This window comes from Aquimarina sp. AD10, assembly GCF_003443715.1.
GTDB classification, from domain to species: Bacteria; Bacteroidota; Bacteroidia; order Flavobacteriales; family Flavobacteriaceae; genus Aquimarina; species Aquimarina aggregata.
The window spans coordinates 4,358,658-4,375,881 of sequence record NZ_CP031965.1 but is presented as its reverse complement, the minus strand read 5'-3'; the positions used below and the strand labels follow the sequence as shown (position 1 = coordinate 4,375,881).

The window sequence follows — 17,224 nt, the reverse complement described above, 5'->3', positions numbered from 1 at the left end:
GTTTAGTTATACATATCAGAACGGAAGATCGTCATCTTCTGTATCTGGTGAAGTAGATGAAGTTTCCTGCGTCTGTACCGAAGGTGTATTCATCTGTGGTGTACTCTGAGTTTGTTGTCCAGAGACTTGACTTTCATTTTTGGGTGTTAGAAACGTAAAATCTGTACATTGTATCTCTGTACTATACCTGTCTTTACCCTGGTCGTCCTGCCATTTTCTAGTTTTAAGCCGTCCTTCAATATAAATTTTATCTCCTTTATTAAGGTATTTTTCGCAAATTTCGGCTGCCTTATTGCGCACTACAATATTATGCCACTCGGTTGTAACGACTCTCTCATTTGTGCTCTTATTCACATAAGAATCATTAGTTGCCAGTGGAAATCTTCCGATACAATTTCCGCCTTCAAACCAATGCATCTTTACCTCATCTCCTGTATGCCCAATTAGCATTACTTTATTTAGTGTTCCTGACATTATAATTATGGTTTGTGTTTAATGAATTTAGTATCGCTACAAATTCACGGTTTACAGATTACAAAGAAATAATAAACCTTTACAAATAACGCTATAAGAATGCTTCTTATTCTTAAGTACTCATAAAATAATTACGTTATCTAGTAAATGTAATAAAAAATCGACAAACACAACATCATACTAGTTGAGTTAGTCAATGTTTTAAGTCTGCGTTAACATCCTCTAATCATATACTATAACTCTTAAATCAAATACATTTTTTCTTCTTTTATTCTGGAACCACAGTTTCTTTAAAAAAAGAATCTATAAAATTACCCAGTAATATAGGAACAGGATATGTTTTTATATCCTTATAATCAATGAGCTTTTGATTTTTACTGATCACTCCAATAGCATCTAATCTAATAATATAAAACTTTGTGTATAAATGCTGATGAGATAGCTTATGTATAATTGGATCCTCATTATAAAGTACAATCTCATAATTCTTGTCTTCTATTATATTTTTAATAGTTGTATCTGATGTTATTTTTGTTATATCTATAGTTTCATTTTCTATTAAAGGAAATTCATACAATCCTTTCCAGATACCATTACCTACTCGCTGTTGAATAATGGTTTGGCTATTATTAATAAGGAGTACTATATAATTAAAGTATCTTTTTTTTATTTTAAGCTTTTTGAGCTTAACAGGGAGTACGGTGACTTTTCCATTTTTCAGACTCTCACAACTATCATTAAGAGGACATACAATACAATAGGGGTTTTTAGGTTTACATTGCAAGGCTCCAAACTCCATAATTGCCTGATTATAATCAGCAGGCTCATCATGATCCATTAAGCTTATGGCAAGTTTTTTAAATTCCTTAACCCCTTCGGTACTATTAATAGGTGTTTCTATTCCAAAATATCTTGATAACACTCTATATACATTTCCATCTACCACAGGCACTGCTTCTTTATAGCATATAGATGCAATGGCACTTGCTGTATAGTCTCCAACTCCTTTTAATTTTAAAAGACCAATATATGTATCCGGAAAAACACCATTGAGATCATTGGCCACATATTTTGCCGTTGCATGCAGGTTTCTAGCTCTAGAGTAATAGCCTAATCCTTGCCATAATTTTAATACCTGTTCTTCGTTTGCATTTGCAAGATCAAAAACAGTTGGAAAAGTTTCAGTAAACGACAAATAATATGGTAATCCTTGCGCAACTCGAGTCTGTTGTAATATAATTTCACTAAGCCAAATTCGATAAGGATCGGTAGTTTTTCTCCATGGCATGGATCTTTTGTTTTGTAAGTACCACGTTATGAGTTTTTTAGAAAATTTCATAGTAAAATTATAAGTTTTGCAAAATTAAACGATTAAAGATGATAATTTCATCTTAAGTATTGATATTTTGGATTTTAAATTCATATATTTGCCCCCTTGAAAATTTAAAAACCCCTAAATAGGTAAATAATGACTAAAGCAGATATCGTAGCAAAAATTTCAGAAAAGCTAGGAATAGAAAAAGGAGATGTTCAAGCAACAGTTGAAACATTCATGGAAGAAGTAAAAAGTTCTTTAGAAAGCGGAGATAACGTTTATCTTAGAGGATTTGGTAGCTTTATCATCAAAACAAGAGCAGAAAAAACTGGTCGTAATATTTCTAAAAATACTACAATCAAAATACCAGCTCACAACATACCAGCATTTAAGCCTGCTAAAGTTTTTGTAGAAGGTGTTAAAACAAATGTAGAAGTTAAATAATAATAAATAAACAGTATACAACTATGCCAAGTGGTAAAAAACGTAAAAGACACAAGGTGGCTACGCATAAGCGTAAAAAAAGAAGAAGAGCCAACCGTCATAAGAAAAAGTAGTTTCTAACTACTTTTTTTGGTTAAAAATTTTAGTTCTTTGAAATCGAAGTAAAGCAGGTTTTCTTAATCGATTACTCTGGTTTATTTCTACGGAATTATTAAATTCCTGTGAGAAAATTTTGTTTAATCCATCTGTCCCGCGATTATGGGGTGGATAAAAATCTAAAAACGAGTGAACAACGAATTGATCATTAGATCTGGTTCCTCTACAGATTTTGCCTTATTAAAAGATGGAAAACTAATTGAATTACATAAGGAAGAAGACGACAGTAATTTTGCGGTTGGTGATATTTTTATTGCCAAAATTCGTAAATCTGTCCCAGGTTTAAATGCTGCATTTGTTAATGTAGGCTATGAAAAAGATGCTTTTTTGCATTATCACGATCTGGGCCCTCAAGTATCTTCTTTACTTAAATTCATTAAACGTGTAAGCACAGGTAAATTAAAAAATTATTCTCTTAAGGATTTTCCTTTTGAGAATGACATTGATAAACACGGTGTAATCACCAATGTGTTAAAATCAAATCAATCACTACTAGTACAGATAGTAAAAGAACCTATATCTACTAAAGGCCCTCGAATAAGCTCTGAGCTTTCGATTGCCGGAAGATATATTGTTCTCGTTCCGTTTTCTAATAGGGTATCTATTTCGCAAAAAATAGAATCTACAGAAGAGAAAGAACGTTTAAAAAGACTCGTAAAGAGTATCCGACCTAAAGGTTTCGGAATTATTGTACGTACAGTAGCTGAAGGCAAAAAAGTAGCAGAACTAGATAAAGATTTGCAAAATTTGGTGGACCGCTGGACTGCAATGTGCAAAAAAATGTACAAAGCACACCATCCATCAAAAGTATTAGGTGAAATGAACAGAGCATCCTCTATTTTAAGAGATGTGTTTAATGACACCTTTACATCTATTGTTGTAGACGATGAAGAACTCTGCAACAGAATCAAAGAGTATCTGCAAGAAATTGCACCCAAAAAGGAGTCAATTGTAAAACTTCATAGTCCTAAAGTGCCTATTTTTGAAAAACATGGTATTGAAAGGCAAATCAAAACGAGTTTTGGTAAAACGGTATCAATGAGTAAGGGAGCCTATTTAGTGATCGAGCATACAGAAGCTATGCATGTAATCGACGTAAATAGTGGTAACCGTTCTAACAAAGCCAAAAATCAAGAAGATACTGCACTAGAAGTAAATTTAATTAGTGCAGCTGAAGTAGCCCGCCAACTACGTCTAAGAGATATGGGCGGTATTATCGTAGTCGATTTTATCGATATGAATAATGCCGATAACCGTAGAACCCTCTTTAATCATTTAAGAGAAGAGATGAAAGACGACAGGGCGAAGCATAAAATTTTACCGCCAAGTAAATTTGGCTTGATCCAAATCACGCGACAGCGTGTACGACCAGAAATGAATATCAAAACCCGTGAGGAAAATCCTAACGGAACAAGCGGCGAAGTTGAGGCGCCTATCGTTTTGGTAGAGAAAATAAAGGTCGAATTAGAAAAATTAATTAAAAAAGAACATAAAAAGATAACGCTGAGTGCGCACCCTTTTATTGCAGCTTTTTTAACAAAAGGATTTCCATCCACCCGATCAAAATGGTTTTTAGACCACAAACGATGGGTTAAGATTGTACCTAGAGACGCTTACACGTATTTAGAATATCACTTTCACGATAAAGATGGTGAAGTGATAAAGTAATATAAAACCCGGCCTTGTAAAAGTGCCGGGTTTTTTGTTTTTAATTTCGTTCTAAACGATTTGACAAATACTTTTATCTAAGCATTATCATGAAATCCTAGTTTTTTTATAAAATACGACGGATAAATCCCTGTTTTCTTATAAAAAGCTTTGGCAAAAGCCTCTGCCGTATTAAACCCTACTTCTTGTGCAATGGCTTTGATCGTATATTTTCTAAATTTTGGGTCTTCTTGTAGTTTTTTAACCGCATAATCGATACGTAAATCACTAATATACTGGCTTAAACTTTTTTGCTTATACGTATTCACTACCACAGATAAATAACTAGAGTTTGATCCAAATTGTTTTGCAAGGTCTTTAGCATTAATTTTAGGAACTAAATAGCCTTGGTTCTCCTCAAATTTTTGCAAATGCGCTAACAAACTTTCTAAAGTTTCTTTGCTTATGGCATCTATACCTATAGTATTTTTAGGAGATTTTTTCTTTGTACTTTCTTGTCCGGTATTGGCTGCGACCAATTGTTTAAATCGTTGTTTATAGCGCTGTTGTTTATAATAGTAGTACCCAGTACCCCCAAGACTTAGTGCCAAAAACAAGGAAACTAAGATCACTTGATTAGAACTTTCTTTCTTTTCTCCTTTTAAGGATGCAATAAGTTGTTGTTTTTCTTGTAACAAATTAGGAATGTCGTATTCTTTAGACAACCTATCATTTTCATATCTATAAGAACGATTAAATACACTATCAGAGTATATCAATTTATTGATATAAAGCAGTTGTTGATCCTTTTCATTTCGAGATTTGTAATATTCAATTAAACCTCTATATGAATCATGTACTACAATGTCCGTAATAGGATGTCTTTTTGTTTCAGCAATTGAATCTATTTTAAGGTAATATTGGATCGCATTTTTCATATCTCCTAATGCTTCATAAGATTTTGCTTGATGAAAATATATATCTAAGACGTAAATTTTCTTAAAAAAAATTTTATTTTCTGGTTTGTGTAGTCTAGATAGTATTCTATTCGTACCTTCTATTACCTTTTTATACTCCTCATTATAATAGTTAAGTATGGCTTCGTTTAGTTTAAAAAAAAGTAGCTTATCTCTTTCTCCTCTTGCAAATTCATAACCACTATTATTCAAAATATTTGCAGAATCTATTTGTTTGGTTTCAATATAAACTTTTATCAATTGATATAATGAGGAAATATAATTTAAAGAGTCGACTCTAGACATAACCTTTTTATTACTTCTATAAAAAAGACATTCTTTAAACATTGATTTTGATTCATTATATTTTCTCATACTTCTTTTAATCGTTCCAATATTATGTTTTATTATAAATTCTAAGTGTTTATTTCCTCTTTTTTCACACCATTTTAGTCCTTCTAAATAACTCTTGAGTAAATTATCAAAATCACCTAACCGTCCATATGCATTAGCTTTATGAATATAAAGTAAAGCTGGGTAACGTCTATGTTTCATTAGTTTAGAAGCAGTTATAGCGCTATCTAAATAAACAAGCATCTTTCTATCTTCTCCTGTTCTATAGTATGCTGAAACTACTAAATTATACGCCTTAACAATTTTGAGAAGAATTCTTTCTTTTTTAGCTTCTTTAAGGTATGATTGAGCATATAATTTCATAAATAATGAATCCTTCTTTTCGAATCCATTATAAAATCTTAATTGAATTTCTTCATAACTTAAACTTGCTAAAGAATCTGGAATTTTAAAGGATTGCCCATATCCTAAACAAGAGCATAAAAAAAGAAACAGGATAAGTTGGCGAGCGTGCATAGGTAGTTTTTCTGAGTCGTTCAAAAATATCAAAATAATGTGGTACATACCCAATTTATTAATCTAAATACATCACCTTAAACTAACTTTTTAAGCTGTAGAAACTCCTAACTCTAAAAACAACCAATAGTTTTTTTTAATTTGATTATCAATTTATTACATCAATCACAAAGGCTCTGATTTTATCAAAACCGATATACTTTGCTTGTTTTTAAGTACATCATGACCTTACATTTGGCTAGATCAAAAATCATATTGTCATGCAACTTACCCCACAAAAAATGTTATGTAAACGATCGCATACTTTGCATATACAATCGTGATTATTTAATAAAATACAGGGAATTAAAAATGAGTAGTATTATCAAACACATTCAAATTATAGACCGAATCGATCAATTAATTCGGTTACAAGCCACTGGATCACCAGAAGTATTTGCAGATCGATTAGGAGTCTCAAAAACCAAATTATACCGAATATTAAACACCATGAAAGCTTTAAATGCTCCCATAGTCTATGATATGACTTTACAAAGTTTTATCTATCAAGAAGAAGTAAATTTTGCTTGTGGGTTTTATGAGAAGGAAATAAACAGTAACGAACTGAATTCTTTTGTATGGTAACTCAACCCCGTTAAAAAATAAACTCCATAGCTTGGATAAACCTATGAAGTTTTAATTATAATATTATACTAATTTTACTCTGGTTGATAATCAGGGTGTCCAGTTTGCCAAAATGCAAAAGATAAAGTATTTGCAAATTGTTCATAAACCTTTAATGCTCCATTATTCATGCCTCCATGACCAGATTCAAAATCAACAGCAAATAATATGGGGTTATCAGAGCTATTAGATGCTTGTAATCTAGCTGCAAATTTAGCAGGATCCCAAACCACAACTCTACCATCTTTTACCCCAGCAGCAATCAAAGTAGCTGGATAACTTGTATTTTCTTTTATGTGATGGTAGGAGTCCATTTCTAATAAGGCTTCAAATTCCTCTTTAATTTTAACTGTTCCAAATTCCTTAACACTATTTAGCCCATTAGGTTGAATCTCAGATCGCACTAAATTTAATGAAGGTGAATATAAAACCGCCGCTGCATATAGATCTGGACGCTCTGTTATTGCTCTACCTGCCATAATACCACCTGCGCTTGTGCCCCATATTGCAGATTTTTCTGGTTTGGTATATCCTTTTTGGATCATGTGTTCTGTACAAGCAATCATATCCTTCCAAGTATTAGGTTTGGTTGTTTTAAAACCAGCCTTATGCCACGCTTCACCTTTTTCTCCGCCTCCACGTACGTGTGCAATAGCCAATACCCCTCCTTCTGTAACCCATGTTAAAAAACTTGAATCAAAGAATGGGTTCAAAGCTCCACCATAAGAACCATAACTAAAAAAAAGCGTTGGGTTTTTCCCATTTTTTTTAATCCCTTTTTTATAAATTATAGATAACGGGATCAAAACTCCATCATGCGAAGGCACTTCAACTTCTTTCACTTCTAAATTCTCAAAAGCAGGGTATTCAATAGTCAAATTAAGATTAGTCTGTTTGTATTTATTAGTTTTAAAGTTATATAGGTATGATGTCGGACTTTTAGTCCATCCAGTACATGTTATCTTTAAATAATCATACTTAGAACCTTTAGAGCTTATTTGGATATTCCCTGAAGGAATCGGTAATTTCAATTCTTTACTTACACCATTTCTATAATGATACAATTTTGCTTCTACTCCATTTTTAACGCAAACATAAAAAATTCCATCTTTTGTTATTTCTACATCCGAAACCACAGCATCTTTATCCTCTGACACTAAAACTTGAGGCGATTTAAAATTAGGTTGCAATATAGATGTCTTACAAATTTGAAAGTTAGAAGCATTTTTAGCAGACAAAAAGATCAAATCCTGATCATCTAATATAATTTTATTAACCATATCAGATTCTCGATATAGAAGTTTCCATTCTGATTGGTTCAAGAGTAAATCTTCATGTTTTTTATAATACATGTCTTTAAACGAAGAAGCTCCACTTACCTTACCAAAAACATACTGATCTGAATCGGTATAAACTTGAACTATAGGAAAATCTTCATCCTTAAGTTTTAAATTTGGATTGTTCGATTTAGAAAAGACTTCATGCAATTCATCTGCATTTTCTCCGATACTATACAAGATAGCTTTAGTATGTAAACCATAACTCGGATCCTTAGGGTCGACTTTAGGGAAAAATTGGTATATAAAACCTGAATTATCTGGCAACCATTGTATTCCTCCAAAATTTGGATTACAATTTTTCACTATCCCTGACAGCACTTTTTTACTAAAGACATCTATGGTGATAACCTTCGAAATTTCATCTCCTTGTTTAGATAAACTAACGGCTATTTTTTCTCCTTCCCAATCCGGTTTAATATAATTAATAATATATGTACTGTCCGATCCCAATTCAAATTGTACAGGATCAAATAACAAAACCTCTTTGCCATCAATACTAGTTCGAAAGTATAATTTTGCTATATCGTCTCCAGCAATAGTTTTAAGATAAAAGTACTTTCCGTTTGAAGTATTTTTGACGCTGCGGATAAAATACGATTTTTCTTTACCATACCCCTTCTGTAAATCTATTAATCGCTGTTTTCCTTGTATTTTATTTAGAGTTTCAAAAGCAAAATCACCTTGCTTCTTCAACCAATCGACAACCAAAGAATCTTCTAGATTCTCCAGATTTCTATATGGATCCTCTAACTCTTTGCCGTGATACAGATCAACAGTCTTAATACTTTCTGCCAAAGGTGGTTTATTTACCTGAGATGAACAGGAAGCTAAAGACAAGATGAAAAAAATTCTTTTTAACATAGGTTAGAATTGAAAGGCTGAATGAATTTTATTAGTAAGCATTTTGAATTTTAACTATTAAATCTCCACTACCGCTATGATTACAAAGTACAGGATTACCAGTCAAACTTCTTGTCCCTCCATCTCCTTCATTATTACTACCTCCTTGTACATTTGATAATTGTTTATCTGATAATTTTGCAACTGTAATTTTGTTTAAACTAAGCTTTTTCATGTTTACTTTTTATTTATGTGAGTTTATACGTTTGTGATAAAGCGAATATATAAGAAAAAGTTAAAAAACCTTATATTTAAGATAGCCTTGGTGTCTGTATTCCTGAATACAGGGTCAGCATTCCTGAATTCAGACTTTGCCAACTCCCTTATTTCATTACTATTTCTGGCTTTCCTCTTTTTTTTCGAGCTGCTTAATAAAGTAGGATGGATAAATACCTGTTTTTTTATAGAAGGACTTAGAAAAAGCTTCTGTAGTATTAAAACCAGCTTCAGATGCCAAAGCCTTTATTGTATATAATCTATATTTATTTTCATTTTTCAGCTTATCAATAATAAACTCGATACGCAGGTCATTGGTATAGTGTATAAAACTTTTTTGTTTATAGGTATTAATGACTTTAGATAAATACTTAGAGTTCGTTTTAAATTGACTCGCTAATGAAGAAGTAGTAATATTAGCCTCAATATAACCTTGTGTATGTTCAAACTCATCGAGGCTTTTTAGGATTGAGTTCACAATATCTTCAGAAATTCCTATAGCCTTTGAAGTTTCTTTCGGGACCAAAGTCTTTTCAGATTCTACTTCTTTATCTTGTGCATTGATCAACTCTTCAAAACGTTGTTGATATCGTTTTTGTTTTCGATAAAATACAACCAAAAAAATACCACCAATACCCAAAATTATAGAAAGAACAATTACACTTAATGAAGAACTATTGTGCTTTTCTTCAAGATCCGCAATCAATGCTTCTTTTGCCCGTAAAAGCTCTGGGGTATCATAATCTTTATTGAGTTTATCACTAAGATATCTATAATTATTATTTAAAATACTATCAGAGTATAATAACCTATTAATATAAAATAATTGTTGATTTTTGTTACCCAAGGATTTATAATGATTAATCAAACCTAAATATGCGGATTTTGTTTCGGGAACTATATAATTAATAGTTTCTGCTATAGAATCAATTTTCTTAAAATAGTAAGTTGCTTTTTCCTTATCAGAGATTTCTTCATGTGATTTTCCTAAATAAAGCAATGCATTTATTAAGTTATAATCTTCATAGAAATATGATAATTTTTCCTTATTAGGTATGGATGTTTCTATTTTATCAATTGCTTTTCTGTATTCTCTTCTATAATACTGCAATATTCCTTCATTTAATTCAAAAAGACTCTCACTTAGAGTTCCTTTAGACATTTTAAGCCCTTTATTATTAAGTGCATATGCAGAATCAATCTGGCTATTCAACCTGTAAATATTTACTAATTCGGATAATGTTAGTAAATACGGAGAAGGGTCTTGATCCTTATCCAACAATCTGGCTTCTTCATAATCTAAACATTTTTGTAAAATAGATTTCGCTTCTTTATATTTCCCAAGTTTCCTTTTTACCAAGGCTATATTATGATTAGATACTACTTCTAAATGTCTATTCTTAACATTTTTCGCCAATTCAACTGCATACAAAAAGTTATCTAATGCTTTTTTAAAATTTCCATTGTCTTCATAAGAAGCCCCTTTAGCAATGTAAAAGAACAAAGGGTATCTTTGATGATTCAACCCTTTACATACATTGATTGCACTATCCAAAAATATTAATTGCTCTTTTAAATGTGTTTTTTCATTAAAAGTATATCCAATAAAACTATATCCAATAGCGGTTTCAATAGGTTTTTTCTCATCTTTCCCTTTTTGTAAATACGCTTTAGCATATAAACTAGCATGTTCATCATTGGTTCTTAGTACTTTATAAAATTTAGTACTAAGCGCCTCATAACTTAAAGCCCTTAAAGAATCAGGAATAATAAAAGACTTTTCCTGAGCAAGTCCAGAAATAGTTTGTAATAAAAGAATGCTAATCAATAGCTGAGCTACTTTTCTCATGGTCGATGGCTTACTTTTGTCTTATTATATAACAAAAAACACAAAAGGTTTTACTAAACAACTGTTCTAAAAACCTTGAGATTTTCTGAAATATAATAGTATTTGATACATGGTAAAGTAACACAACAATTATACCTTGTTTATATATGGTTACAACATGTCGTCTAAGATCAGTCGTTGTATATGGTTTTACTTTCAAAAAAAACCAAAAAAAAGCATCTAATGTATTCGTTTTCAAGAGGCAATTATTTAAATCTACTGTATCACTAGGGTAATGGTGGTAAAGATACTATTTTCTTTTTAGTATTATACTTGGCTTTAGATACATGATGGCTTTGATATACTATAATGCAACTGTTAACTACAAAAAAACCACCAGATATACCTGGTGGTTTTAATAAAATCTATTCTTTATTTTCTATTACGCAATGTTATCAACCTGTATAGGATCACAAATCCACCACTTAGATCTTTTGCATATCTTTGCATCACGAGATTGAAAACCACAGTGTGAAGTACCTCCATTGATTTCCTTTAATGACTCATCATTTAGCTGAGCGACCTTAATTTTTCCTAAAACTAATTTCCTTTTTCCTTTTTTATTTTTCATGAATTTTTTGTTTGAGTTCTTAGCAAATATATATATTAGTCTTAAAAAATTCCTAAACAAAAAGTAACTACAGGTCTGTTTTCTAAGAAAACAGACCTGTAACCTACTTTATATCAAAATCTTAGTTATTTTTGTTTTTCAAGCTGTTTTATGAAGAATGAAGGATAAATACCCGTTTTTTTATAGAAAGACTTAGAAAAAGCCTCGGTAGTATTAAAGCCAATTTCTCTTGAAATTGCCTTAATTGTATATAATCTAAATTTACGATCACTTTTCAGTTTATCAATTACATAATCTATTCGCAATTCATTTATATACACACTAAAACTCTTTTTCTTATACGAATTTATAACCTTAGACAAGTATTTAGAATTTGTCCTTAGTTTTTTGGCCAAGTTACTGGTAGTAATATTTGGGGATAAAAATTCATTATTACTTTCAAACTTTTCTAATTCTTCTAAAACAGCATTAACAATACTTTCTGAAATCCCAATGGCTTCGGGAGTAGTCTTAAGACTATTATCTTTTTCCACTTTTAATGAACTCTTCTGAGCTTCATTATTCATTAATTCACTATATCTTTTTTTATGTTTTATATTTTTAATGTAAAAGAATAGCACAAAAACAATAAGGATGATTGTTAATATAATTACAAGAACAAGTGTAATATCCGTTTTTTTTTCTCTTTCTTTTAAAATACTTATCAAGTTTTGTTTTTCTTCTAAAAGTTTTGGTCTATCGTATTCTTGAACTATTTTTTTACTCAAGTTTTTATACTTAGCATCTAAAACACTGTCTACAGCAAATAACTTATTGATATAATATAACTGTTTATTTGTGTCATCTAATGATTTATAATACTCTATTAATGATTCGTATCCTTGCCTAATTCCTACTGAAACAAAACCCTCATCCTCATACTTTTTGTCTATTTTAAGCAATGCTTCGAGAGACATCTGGTCATTACCTCTTTGCTTATAAATCTCACTTAAACATAAGTAACCATCGACTAAAAAAGTATTGCCATATTTATATTCTTCTAAAAAAGATATCCCTTTGTTAAGGCTGTCTAATGAAGCTTGATACTTTTCCTTGTGAGTCAAGTTTATACCCTCATTCATAACAAACAAATGATAAATATCTGGACTACTTTTTATGGATTCTATAACCCCTTTTTTATTATAAAAAGTTGCAGAATCATTTTTTTTCAACTTTATGTACACTTCTGATAGTGATAATACCGTAGACAAATGTCCTCTGGTATTAATACCATTATCATCTTCATATATTAATATTTCTTTAAACATTAAGGCCGCCGCTTCATATTCACCAATATCCTTTTTTAATTCGCCTATATTATGTTTTGTTATATAATAAAAACGTATGTTATTAGCTTGTTTAGAATAGTTAAGTGCCTGTAAATAATCATCTAAAGCTTTAGTATAATCACCATTTTCACTATGTGCATCTGCTCTATTAGAATATGAAATAGCAGGATATTTTATATCGTTTATATGCTTACTTACGGCTATAGAACTATCTAAATATTGTATTCTAACCGAGATATTATTCATATTATTAAAAGAAAAAGCTCTATATGCTTTAGCTAATGCTAGGAAATTTTCTTCCTGTTTGGATTTAACCAACAGTGTATTTGAATAAACAGAAAACTTAATCGAGTCAGCAAAGTTTTGGTTGAGTGATGCTTCAAGTTCATCAAAGGTTTTTGTTTTTAATGAATCAGGAATGGTAAACTTTTTTTCCTGAGAAAACCCTAAAACGGTTTGCGAAAAGATAATGATAGTTACTAGTTGTAATATTCTACTCATGTTACAGTAATCTTCTTTTTTACGCTTATATTAAAACAATACATTACTATTTTACAAAAGTAAAGCTTTAATCTTAACGTTTTCTTAAAGGCAATAGTATATACATTATTATTGCAGGGCTACGCTTCTATTATCATGTTCATAGTGTTAGAATGTATCTTTTCATTCTCAAAAAACAGATATTATTCAATCCTAAATATATAAAAATCACAAAAACTACTTCATTGATAGCCTAGTAACATTTCTATTTTCAATATTTAGCTCATTTTACCACGAATACAGTTTAACATTTTGATAATCATCAATATAAACATATTCAATCCTAGTCTGGATTCTGAGAATAACGGGTCGTTATTCGGGAATGCAGATGAACTTCACTTGTTTTACCGCTTTTATCGAGGCTATATTTGATCAAATCAAAAAACGAATAGCATCAACTATTCTCACCTCACTAAAATCACATTTTATGATACATCTATTAGTCAACATCATTACATCGATTACAGCTTTCTTAATGAATCACTGTATGAGCATCTACTCACTAATTTTTAACGCTTAATACTTGTATTATGAAACAGTTATTTCCAAAAGAGATTATTGAAAACACGGTAGAAGTTCACCAATTTGAACATAGTAATAAAAGTAAAATTATCTATAGTACCATACTATTTGCGTTTATCATTGTCTTGGTTTTACTCCCATTTATTAAGGTCGATATCTATACAACCGCCAGGGGAATGCTTAAACCTAGTAAAGAAAGAATCGCCATCACACCATTACAATCTGGTAAAGTAGTATATGCAAATATGGTTGATAATCAAAAGGTCAAAAAAGGGGATACCTTAATGATGACTAATACTACAGTTGTAAAGGACAATATTAAAAGGGCTACTACACAAATTGTAGAAACTAAAAAATTTATTAGCGATTGTGAATATTTAATTAATACCAGCAAACCAAACTTTAGCAATATACAATCTGCCCGTTACCAAAAAGAGTTTTTGTACTTCACTCAAAAAATACAAGAATTACAAACCAGATTCGAGAAAACGAAAGTTGATGAGTTACGTAACGAAAAATTGTACAAAAAAGGAGTAGTTGCCAAAGTAGATTACGAAAATAGTGCTTTTGAACATCAACTGGCGGCTAGTACATTGCAACAATACAGAAAACAACAACGAAACAATTGGCAAGCCACATTAACAGAGTATCAAAATGTTATTCGCGATTTAGAAAGTAACGTATCTCAATTACAACAAAATCAAAAAGAACTTGTAATCACTGCACCAATTAACGGCGTACTAAAAAATGTATTAGGTATTGAACCAGGAAGTCTAATCCCCGGAGGTGTAAAACTTGCAGAAATATCCCCTGATACCGGATTAATTGCAGAGTGTTATATATATCCATCTGATATTGGATTAATTAGTAAAGATAAAGCCGTTAATTTCCAGATTGATGCTTTTAACTATAACCAATGGGGATTGGCCACAGGAGAAATTCTAGAAATTAGTAAAGATGTTGATATCATTAATGAGCAACCTGTTTTTAAAGTGCGTTGCGCTGTAGATCAAAAACATCTAGAACTCAAAAATGGTTTTAAAGGAAATTTTAATAAAGGAATGACCCTTAGTGCTCGATTTCAACTTACCGAGCGTACGCTATTTGAATTACTCTATGACAAAGTTGATGATTGGTTAAATCCATCCAGTCCAACAATTGCATCTATTCAAAATTAGTAACACTCATCATTAAACTGTAAATACCATGGCAAAAACAAAAATAAAACAACACGATATTACAGATTGCGGTGCTGCTTGTTTGGCATCGATATCTGCACATTACAAATTACAATTGCCTATTGCTCGTATCAGACAATTTGCAAGTACCGATAAAAAAGGAACTAATGTATTAGGATTAATTGAGGCTGCCGATAAGCTCGGGTTTGAAGCCAAAGGAGTACGTGGGGAGTTAGATAGTTTATCTAAAATTCCTCTACCTGCCATCGCCCATGTGATTGTAAACGAAAAATTACATCATTATGTCGTGATTTATGAAGTTACTGGGGAATACGTCAAAATCATGGACCCGGGAGATGGCAGGTTTCATAAAAAAACACATGAAGAATTTACAAAAGAATGGACAGGTATACTGGTATTGTTATTACCAAAAGAAGATTTTACAACAGGTAATGAAAAAGTCTCTGTATTAAAACGATTCTGGTTCTTACTGAAACCGCATAAAAGCGTACTGCTACAGGCTTTTATTGGCGCTATTATTTATACTTTATTGGGCTTTTCGACTTCAATATACATCCAAAAACTAACAGATCATGTCTTTATGGGGACCAGTACAAAACTACTAAACCTATTAGGTATTGTCATGATCTCATTATTAGTTTTAAAATTAATTGTAGGTGCTTACAAAGATGTTTTTTTGATCAAAACAGGACAACAGATCGATTCTCGATTAATTCTAGGGTATTACAAACACTTACTTAAACTACCTCAACAATTCTTTGACACCATGCGAGTTGGAGAAATCGTATCAAGAATTGGGGACGCTGTAAAAATCAGAACTTTTATTAATGGTGTAGCCTTAAATCTAACAGTTAATGTAATGATTCTGGTATTTTCATTTGGTCTCATGTTTACTTATTATTGGAAACTTGCGCTTATCATGCTTGCCATTATTCCAATATATGCGATCATTTATGCAGTTACCAATAAACTAAATAAACGTACCGAGCGAGGTATTATGGAAAAATCTGCTGATCTTGAAAGTCAATTGGTAGAATCCTTAAATGCTGTAGGAACCATAAAACGATTTGGTCTTGAAGATTATGCTAATATTAAAACTGAAACACGTTTTATAGGTTTATTAAAAACCGGATACAAATCTGCATTAAATAGTGTTTTTTCTGGAGCAAGTACAGGCACAATTGCGCAACTATTTACTATTATCTTATTATGGAGTGGTTCTTTTTTTGTTATTCAAAAAGAAATTACAGCAGGAGAACTTATGGCATTTTATGCAATCATCGGTTATTTTACGAGTCCTGTTGCTAGCTTGATTAGTGCTAACAAACAAATTCAAAATGCATTAATTGCAGCAGATCGTTTGTTTGAAATCATGGATCTTGAACGTGAAGATAATGAGCAAAAAATAAAACTAACAAAAGAAAGTATCGGTAATATCAGCTTTTCTAATGTAGACTTTAGATACGGTTCAAGGGTAGAAGTGTTTAAAGATTTTAATTTACAAATCCCTAAAGGTAAAATCACTGCTATTATTGGAGAAAGTGGATCAGGTAAATCGACCTTGATGTCTTTACTTCAAAATATCTATCCGATACAAAAAGGACAGATTTCTATAGGAGAACAGGATCTAAAACATATAGATAATAGCAGTTTAAGGGATTTGGTTAGTGTAGTACCACAAAAAATAGATCTTTTTGCCGGGAATGTAATGGATAATATCGCGGTTGGTGAATTTGCGCCCAATGTAGATCGTATTATGGCAATATGTAAAGCTATAGGTATTCTTGAATTTATAGAGGGGTTACCCAATAGTTTTGCTACCTATCTAGGAGAAAATGGCGCTACCTTATCTGGTGGGCAAAAACAACGTATCGCAATTGCTAGAGCTTTGTACAAAAATCCCGAAGTTTTGGTCTTGGATGAAGCAACTTCATCACTGGATAGTACTTCAGAAAACTACATCCAAAAAGCCGTACAAAGTCTGCGTGATCATGATAAAACAATCATCATTATTGCACATCGATTAAGTACCGTCATAAACGCCGATAAAATTGTAGTGCTAGAAAAAGGTAAAGTAGTAGAAGAAGGAAATCACGAAGTGCTATACGCTAGACAAGAAAAATATTATGAATTATGGCAAAAACAAATGCCAGTACTAGATCAAATACCCAATATCAATGCTGTTGCTTAACTAA

General features: G+C 31.4%; 13 protein-coding genes. 5 read left to right on the top strand and 8 right to left on the bottom strand.

The genetic code is table 11. From position 1 onward, the window contains the following. Positions 1 to 15: 15 nt before the first annotated feature. Both D1816_RS18065 and mutY read right to left on the bottom strand, forming a co-directional pair. Entirely contained in the window at positions 16 to 474 is a 459-nt protein-coding gene (locus tag D1816_RS18065) for a single-stranded DNA-binding protein (protein ID WP_066315812.1), read from the bottom strand. A 268-nt stretch (positions 475 to 742) separates the two neighbouring features. After that, positions 743 to 1,813: an A/G-specific adenine glycosylase gene (mutY, locus tag D1816_RS18060; protein WP_118504669.1), complete on the bottom strand. Its 1,071-nt coding sequence runs from the start codon at positions 1,811 to 1,813 to the stop codon at positions 743 to 745. Between the two features lie 129 nt (positions 1,814 to 1,942). Between mutY and D1816_RS18055 the strand changes: the two genes are divergently transcribed. Both D1816_RS18055 and D1816_RS18050 read left to right on the top strand, forming a co-directional pair. Next, the gene (locus tag D1816_RS18055; RefSeq protein WP_024768281.1) at positions 1,943 to 2,233 is read left to right on the top strand and encodes an HU family DNA-binding protein; all 291 of its coding nucleotides are present in this window, start codon (positions 1,943 to 1,945) and stop codon (positions 2,231 to 2,233) included. Positions 2,234 to 2,518: 285 nt separating this feature from the next. Continuing rightward, positions 2,519 to 4,057, top strand: a complete 1,539-nt coding sequence (locus D1816_RS18050; protein WP_066315807.1) for a ribonuclease E/G — start codon at positions 2,519 to 2,521, stop codon at positions 4,055 to 4,057. A 77-nt stretch (positions 4,058 to 4,134) separates the two neighbouring features. On the opposite strand, the gene D1816_RS18045 is transcribed toward D1816_RS18050, so the two are convergent. Then, the gene (locus D1816_RS18045) at positions 4,135 to 5,862 is read right to left on the bottom strand and encodes an AraC family transcriptional regulator (RefSeq protein WP_158597806.1); all 1,728 of its coding nucleotides are present in this window, start codon (positions 5,860 to 5,862) and stop codon (positions 4,135 to 4,137) included. Between the two features lie 351 nt (positions 5,863 to 6,213). On the opposite strand from D1816_RS18045, the gene D1816_RS18040 reads away from it, so the two are divergent. Further along, a complete protein-coding gene (locus tag D1816_RS18040) occupies positions 6,214 to 6,486 on the top strand; it encodes a hypothetical protein (RefSeq protein ID WP_118504665.1) in 273 nt (90 codons plus the stop codon). A gap of 74 nt (positions 6,487 to 6,560) precedes the next feature. Here the strand turns inward: D1816_RS18040 and D1816_RS18035 are convergent, their stop codons facing one another. The 5 genes from D1816_RS18035 to D1816_RS18015 form a co-directional block, all read right to left on the bottom strand. Beyond that, positions 6,561 to 8,726, bottom strand: coding sequence for a prolyl oligopeptidase family serine peptidase (locus tag D1816_RS18035; RefSeq protein WP_118504663.1), 2,166 nt, complete (start codon positions 8,724 to 8,726; stop codon positions 6,561 to 6,563). A gap of 31 nt (positions 8,727 to 8,757) precedes the next feature. Next, positions 8,758 to 8,940: a class I lanthipeptide gene (locus D1816_RS18030; protein WP_118504662.1), complete on the bottom strand. Its 183-nt coding sequence runs from the start codon at positions 8,938 to 8,940 to the stop codon at positions 8,758 to 8,760. Positions 8,941 to 9,099: 159 nt separating this feature from the next. Beyond that, a complete protein-coding gene (locus tag D1816_RS18025; protein WP_118504660.1) occupies positions 9,100 to 10,830 on the bottom strand; it encodes an AraC family transcriptional regulator in 1,731 nt (576 codons plus the stop codon). Positions 10,831 to 11,251: 421 nt separating this feature from the next. Continuing rightward, positions 11,252 to 11,440: a class I lanthipeptide gene (locus tag D1816_RS18020; protein WP_118504658.1), complete on the bottom strand. Its 189-nt coding sequence runs from the start codon at positions 11,438 to 11,440 to the stop codon at positions 11,252 to 11,254. A 125-nt stretch (positions 11,441 to 11,565) separates the two neighbouring features. Further along, positions 11,566 to 13,269 (bottom strand): AraC family transcriptional regulator, encoded by a 1,704-nt coding sequence (locus D1816_RS18015; RefSeq protein WP_118504656.1) that lies wholly within the window; start codon positions 13,267 to 13,269, stop codon positions 11,566 to 11,568. Between the two features lie 569 nt (positions 13,270 to 13,838). On the opposite strand from D1816_RS18015, the gene D1816_RS18005 reads away from it, so the two are divergent. Both D1816_RS18005 and D1816_RS18000 read left to right on the top strand, forming a co-directional pair. Beyond that, positions 13,839 to 15,008, top strand: a complete 1,170-nt coding sequence (locus D1816_RS18005) for an HlyD family secretion protein (protein WP_118504652.1) — start codon at positions 13,839 to 13,841, stop codon at positions 15,006 to 15,008. A gap of 28 nt (positions 15,009 to 15,036) precedes the next feature. Further along, the gene (locus tag D1816_RS18000; RefSeq protein WP_118504650.1) at positions 15,037 to 17,220 is read left to right on the top strand and encodes a peptidase domain-containing ABC transporter; all 2,184 of its coding nucleotides are present in this window, start codon (positions 15,037 to 15,039) and stop codon (positions 17,218 to 17,220) included. The last annotated feature ends 4 nt before the right edge of the window (positions 17,221 to 17,224 follow it).

Coding starts and splice junctions, on each gene's coding strand:
- D1816_RS18065 (WP_066315812.1), bottom strand. CDS start 474: ATGTCAGGAACACTAAATAAAGTAATGCTAATTGGGCATACAGGAGAT.
- mutY (WP_118504669.1), bottom strand. CDS start 1,813: ATGAAATTTTCTAAAAAACTCATAACGTGGTACTTACAAAACAAAAGA.
- D1816_RS18055 (WP_024768281.1), top strand. CDS start 1,943: ATGACTAAAGCAGATATCGTAGCAAAAATTTCAGAAAAGCTAGGAATA.
- D1816_RS18045 (WP_158597806.1), bottom strand. CDS start 5,862: ATGCACGCTCGCCAACTTATCCTGTTTCTTTTTTTATGCTCTTGTTTA.
- D1816_RS18040 (WP_118504665.1), top strand. CDS start 6,214: ATGAGTAGTATTATCAAACACATTCAAATTATAGACCGAATCGATCAA.
- D1816_RS18035 (WP_118504663.1), bottom strand. CDS start 8,726: ATGTTAAAAAGAATTTTTTTCATCTTGTCTTTAGCTTCCTGTTCATCT.
- D1816_RS18030 (WP_118504662.1), bottom strand. CDS start 8,940: ATGAAAAAGCTTAGTTTAAACAAAATTACAGTTGCAAAATTATCAGAT.
- D1816_RS18025 (WP_118504660.1), bottom strand. CDS start 10,830: ATGAGAAAAGTAGCTCAGCTATTGATTAGCATTCTTTTATTACAAACT.
- D1816_RS18020 (WP_118504658.1), bottom strand. CDS start 11,440: ATGAAAAATAAAAAAGGAAAAAGGAAATTAGTTTTAGGAAAAATTAAG.
- D1816_RS18015 (WP_118504656.1), bottom strand. CDS start 13,269: ATGAGTAGAATATTACAACTAGTAACTATCATTATCTTTTCGCAAACC.
- D1816_RS18005 (WP_118504652.1), top strand. CDS start 13,839: ATGAAACAGTTATTTCCAAAAGAGATTATTGAAAACACGGTAGAAGTT.
- D1816_RS18000 (WP_118504650.1), top strand. CDS start 15,037: ATGGCAAAAACAAAAATAAAACAACACGATATTACAGATTGCGGTGCT.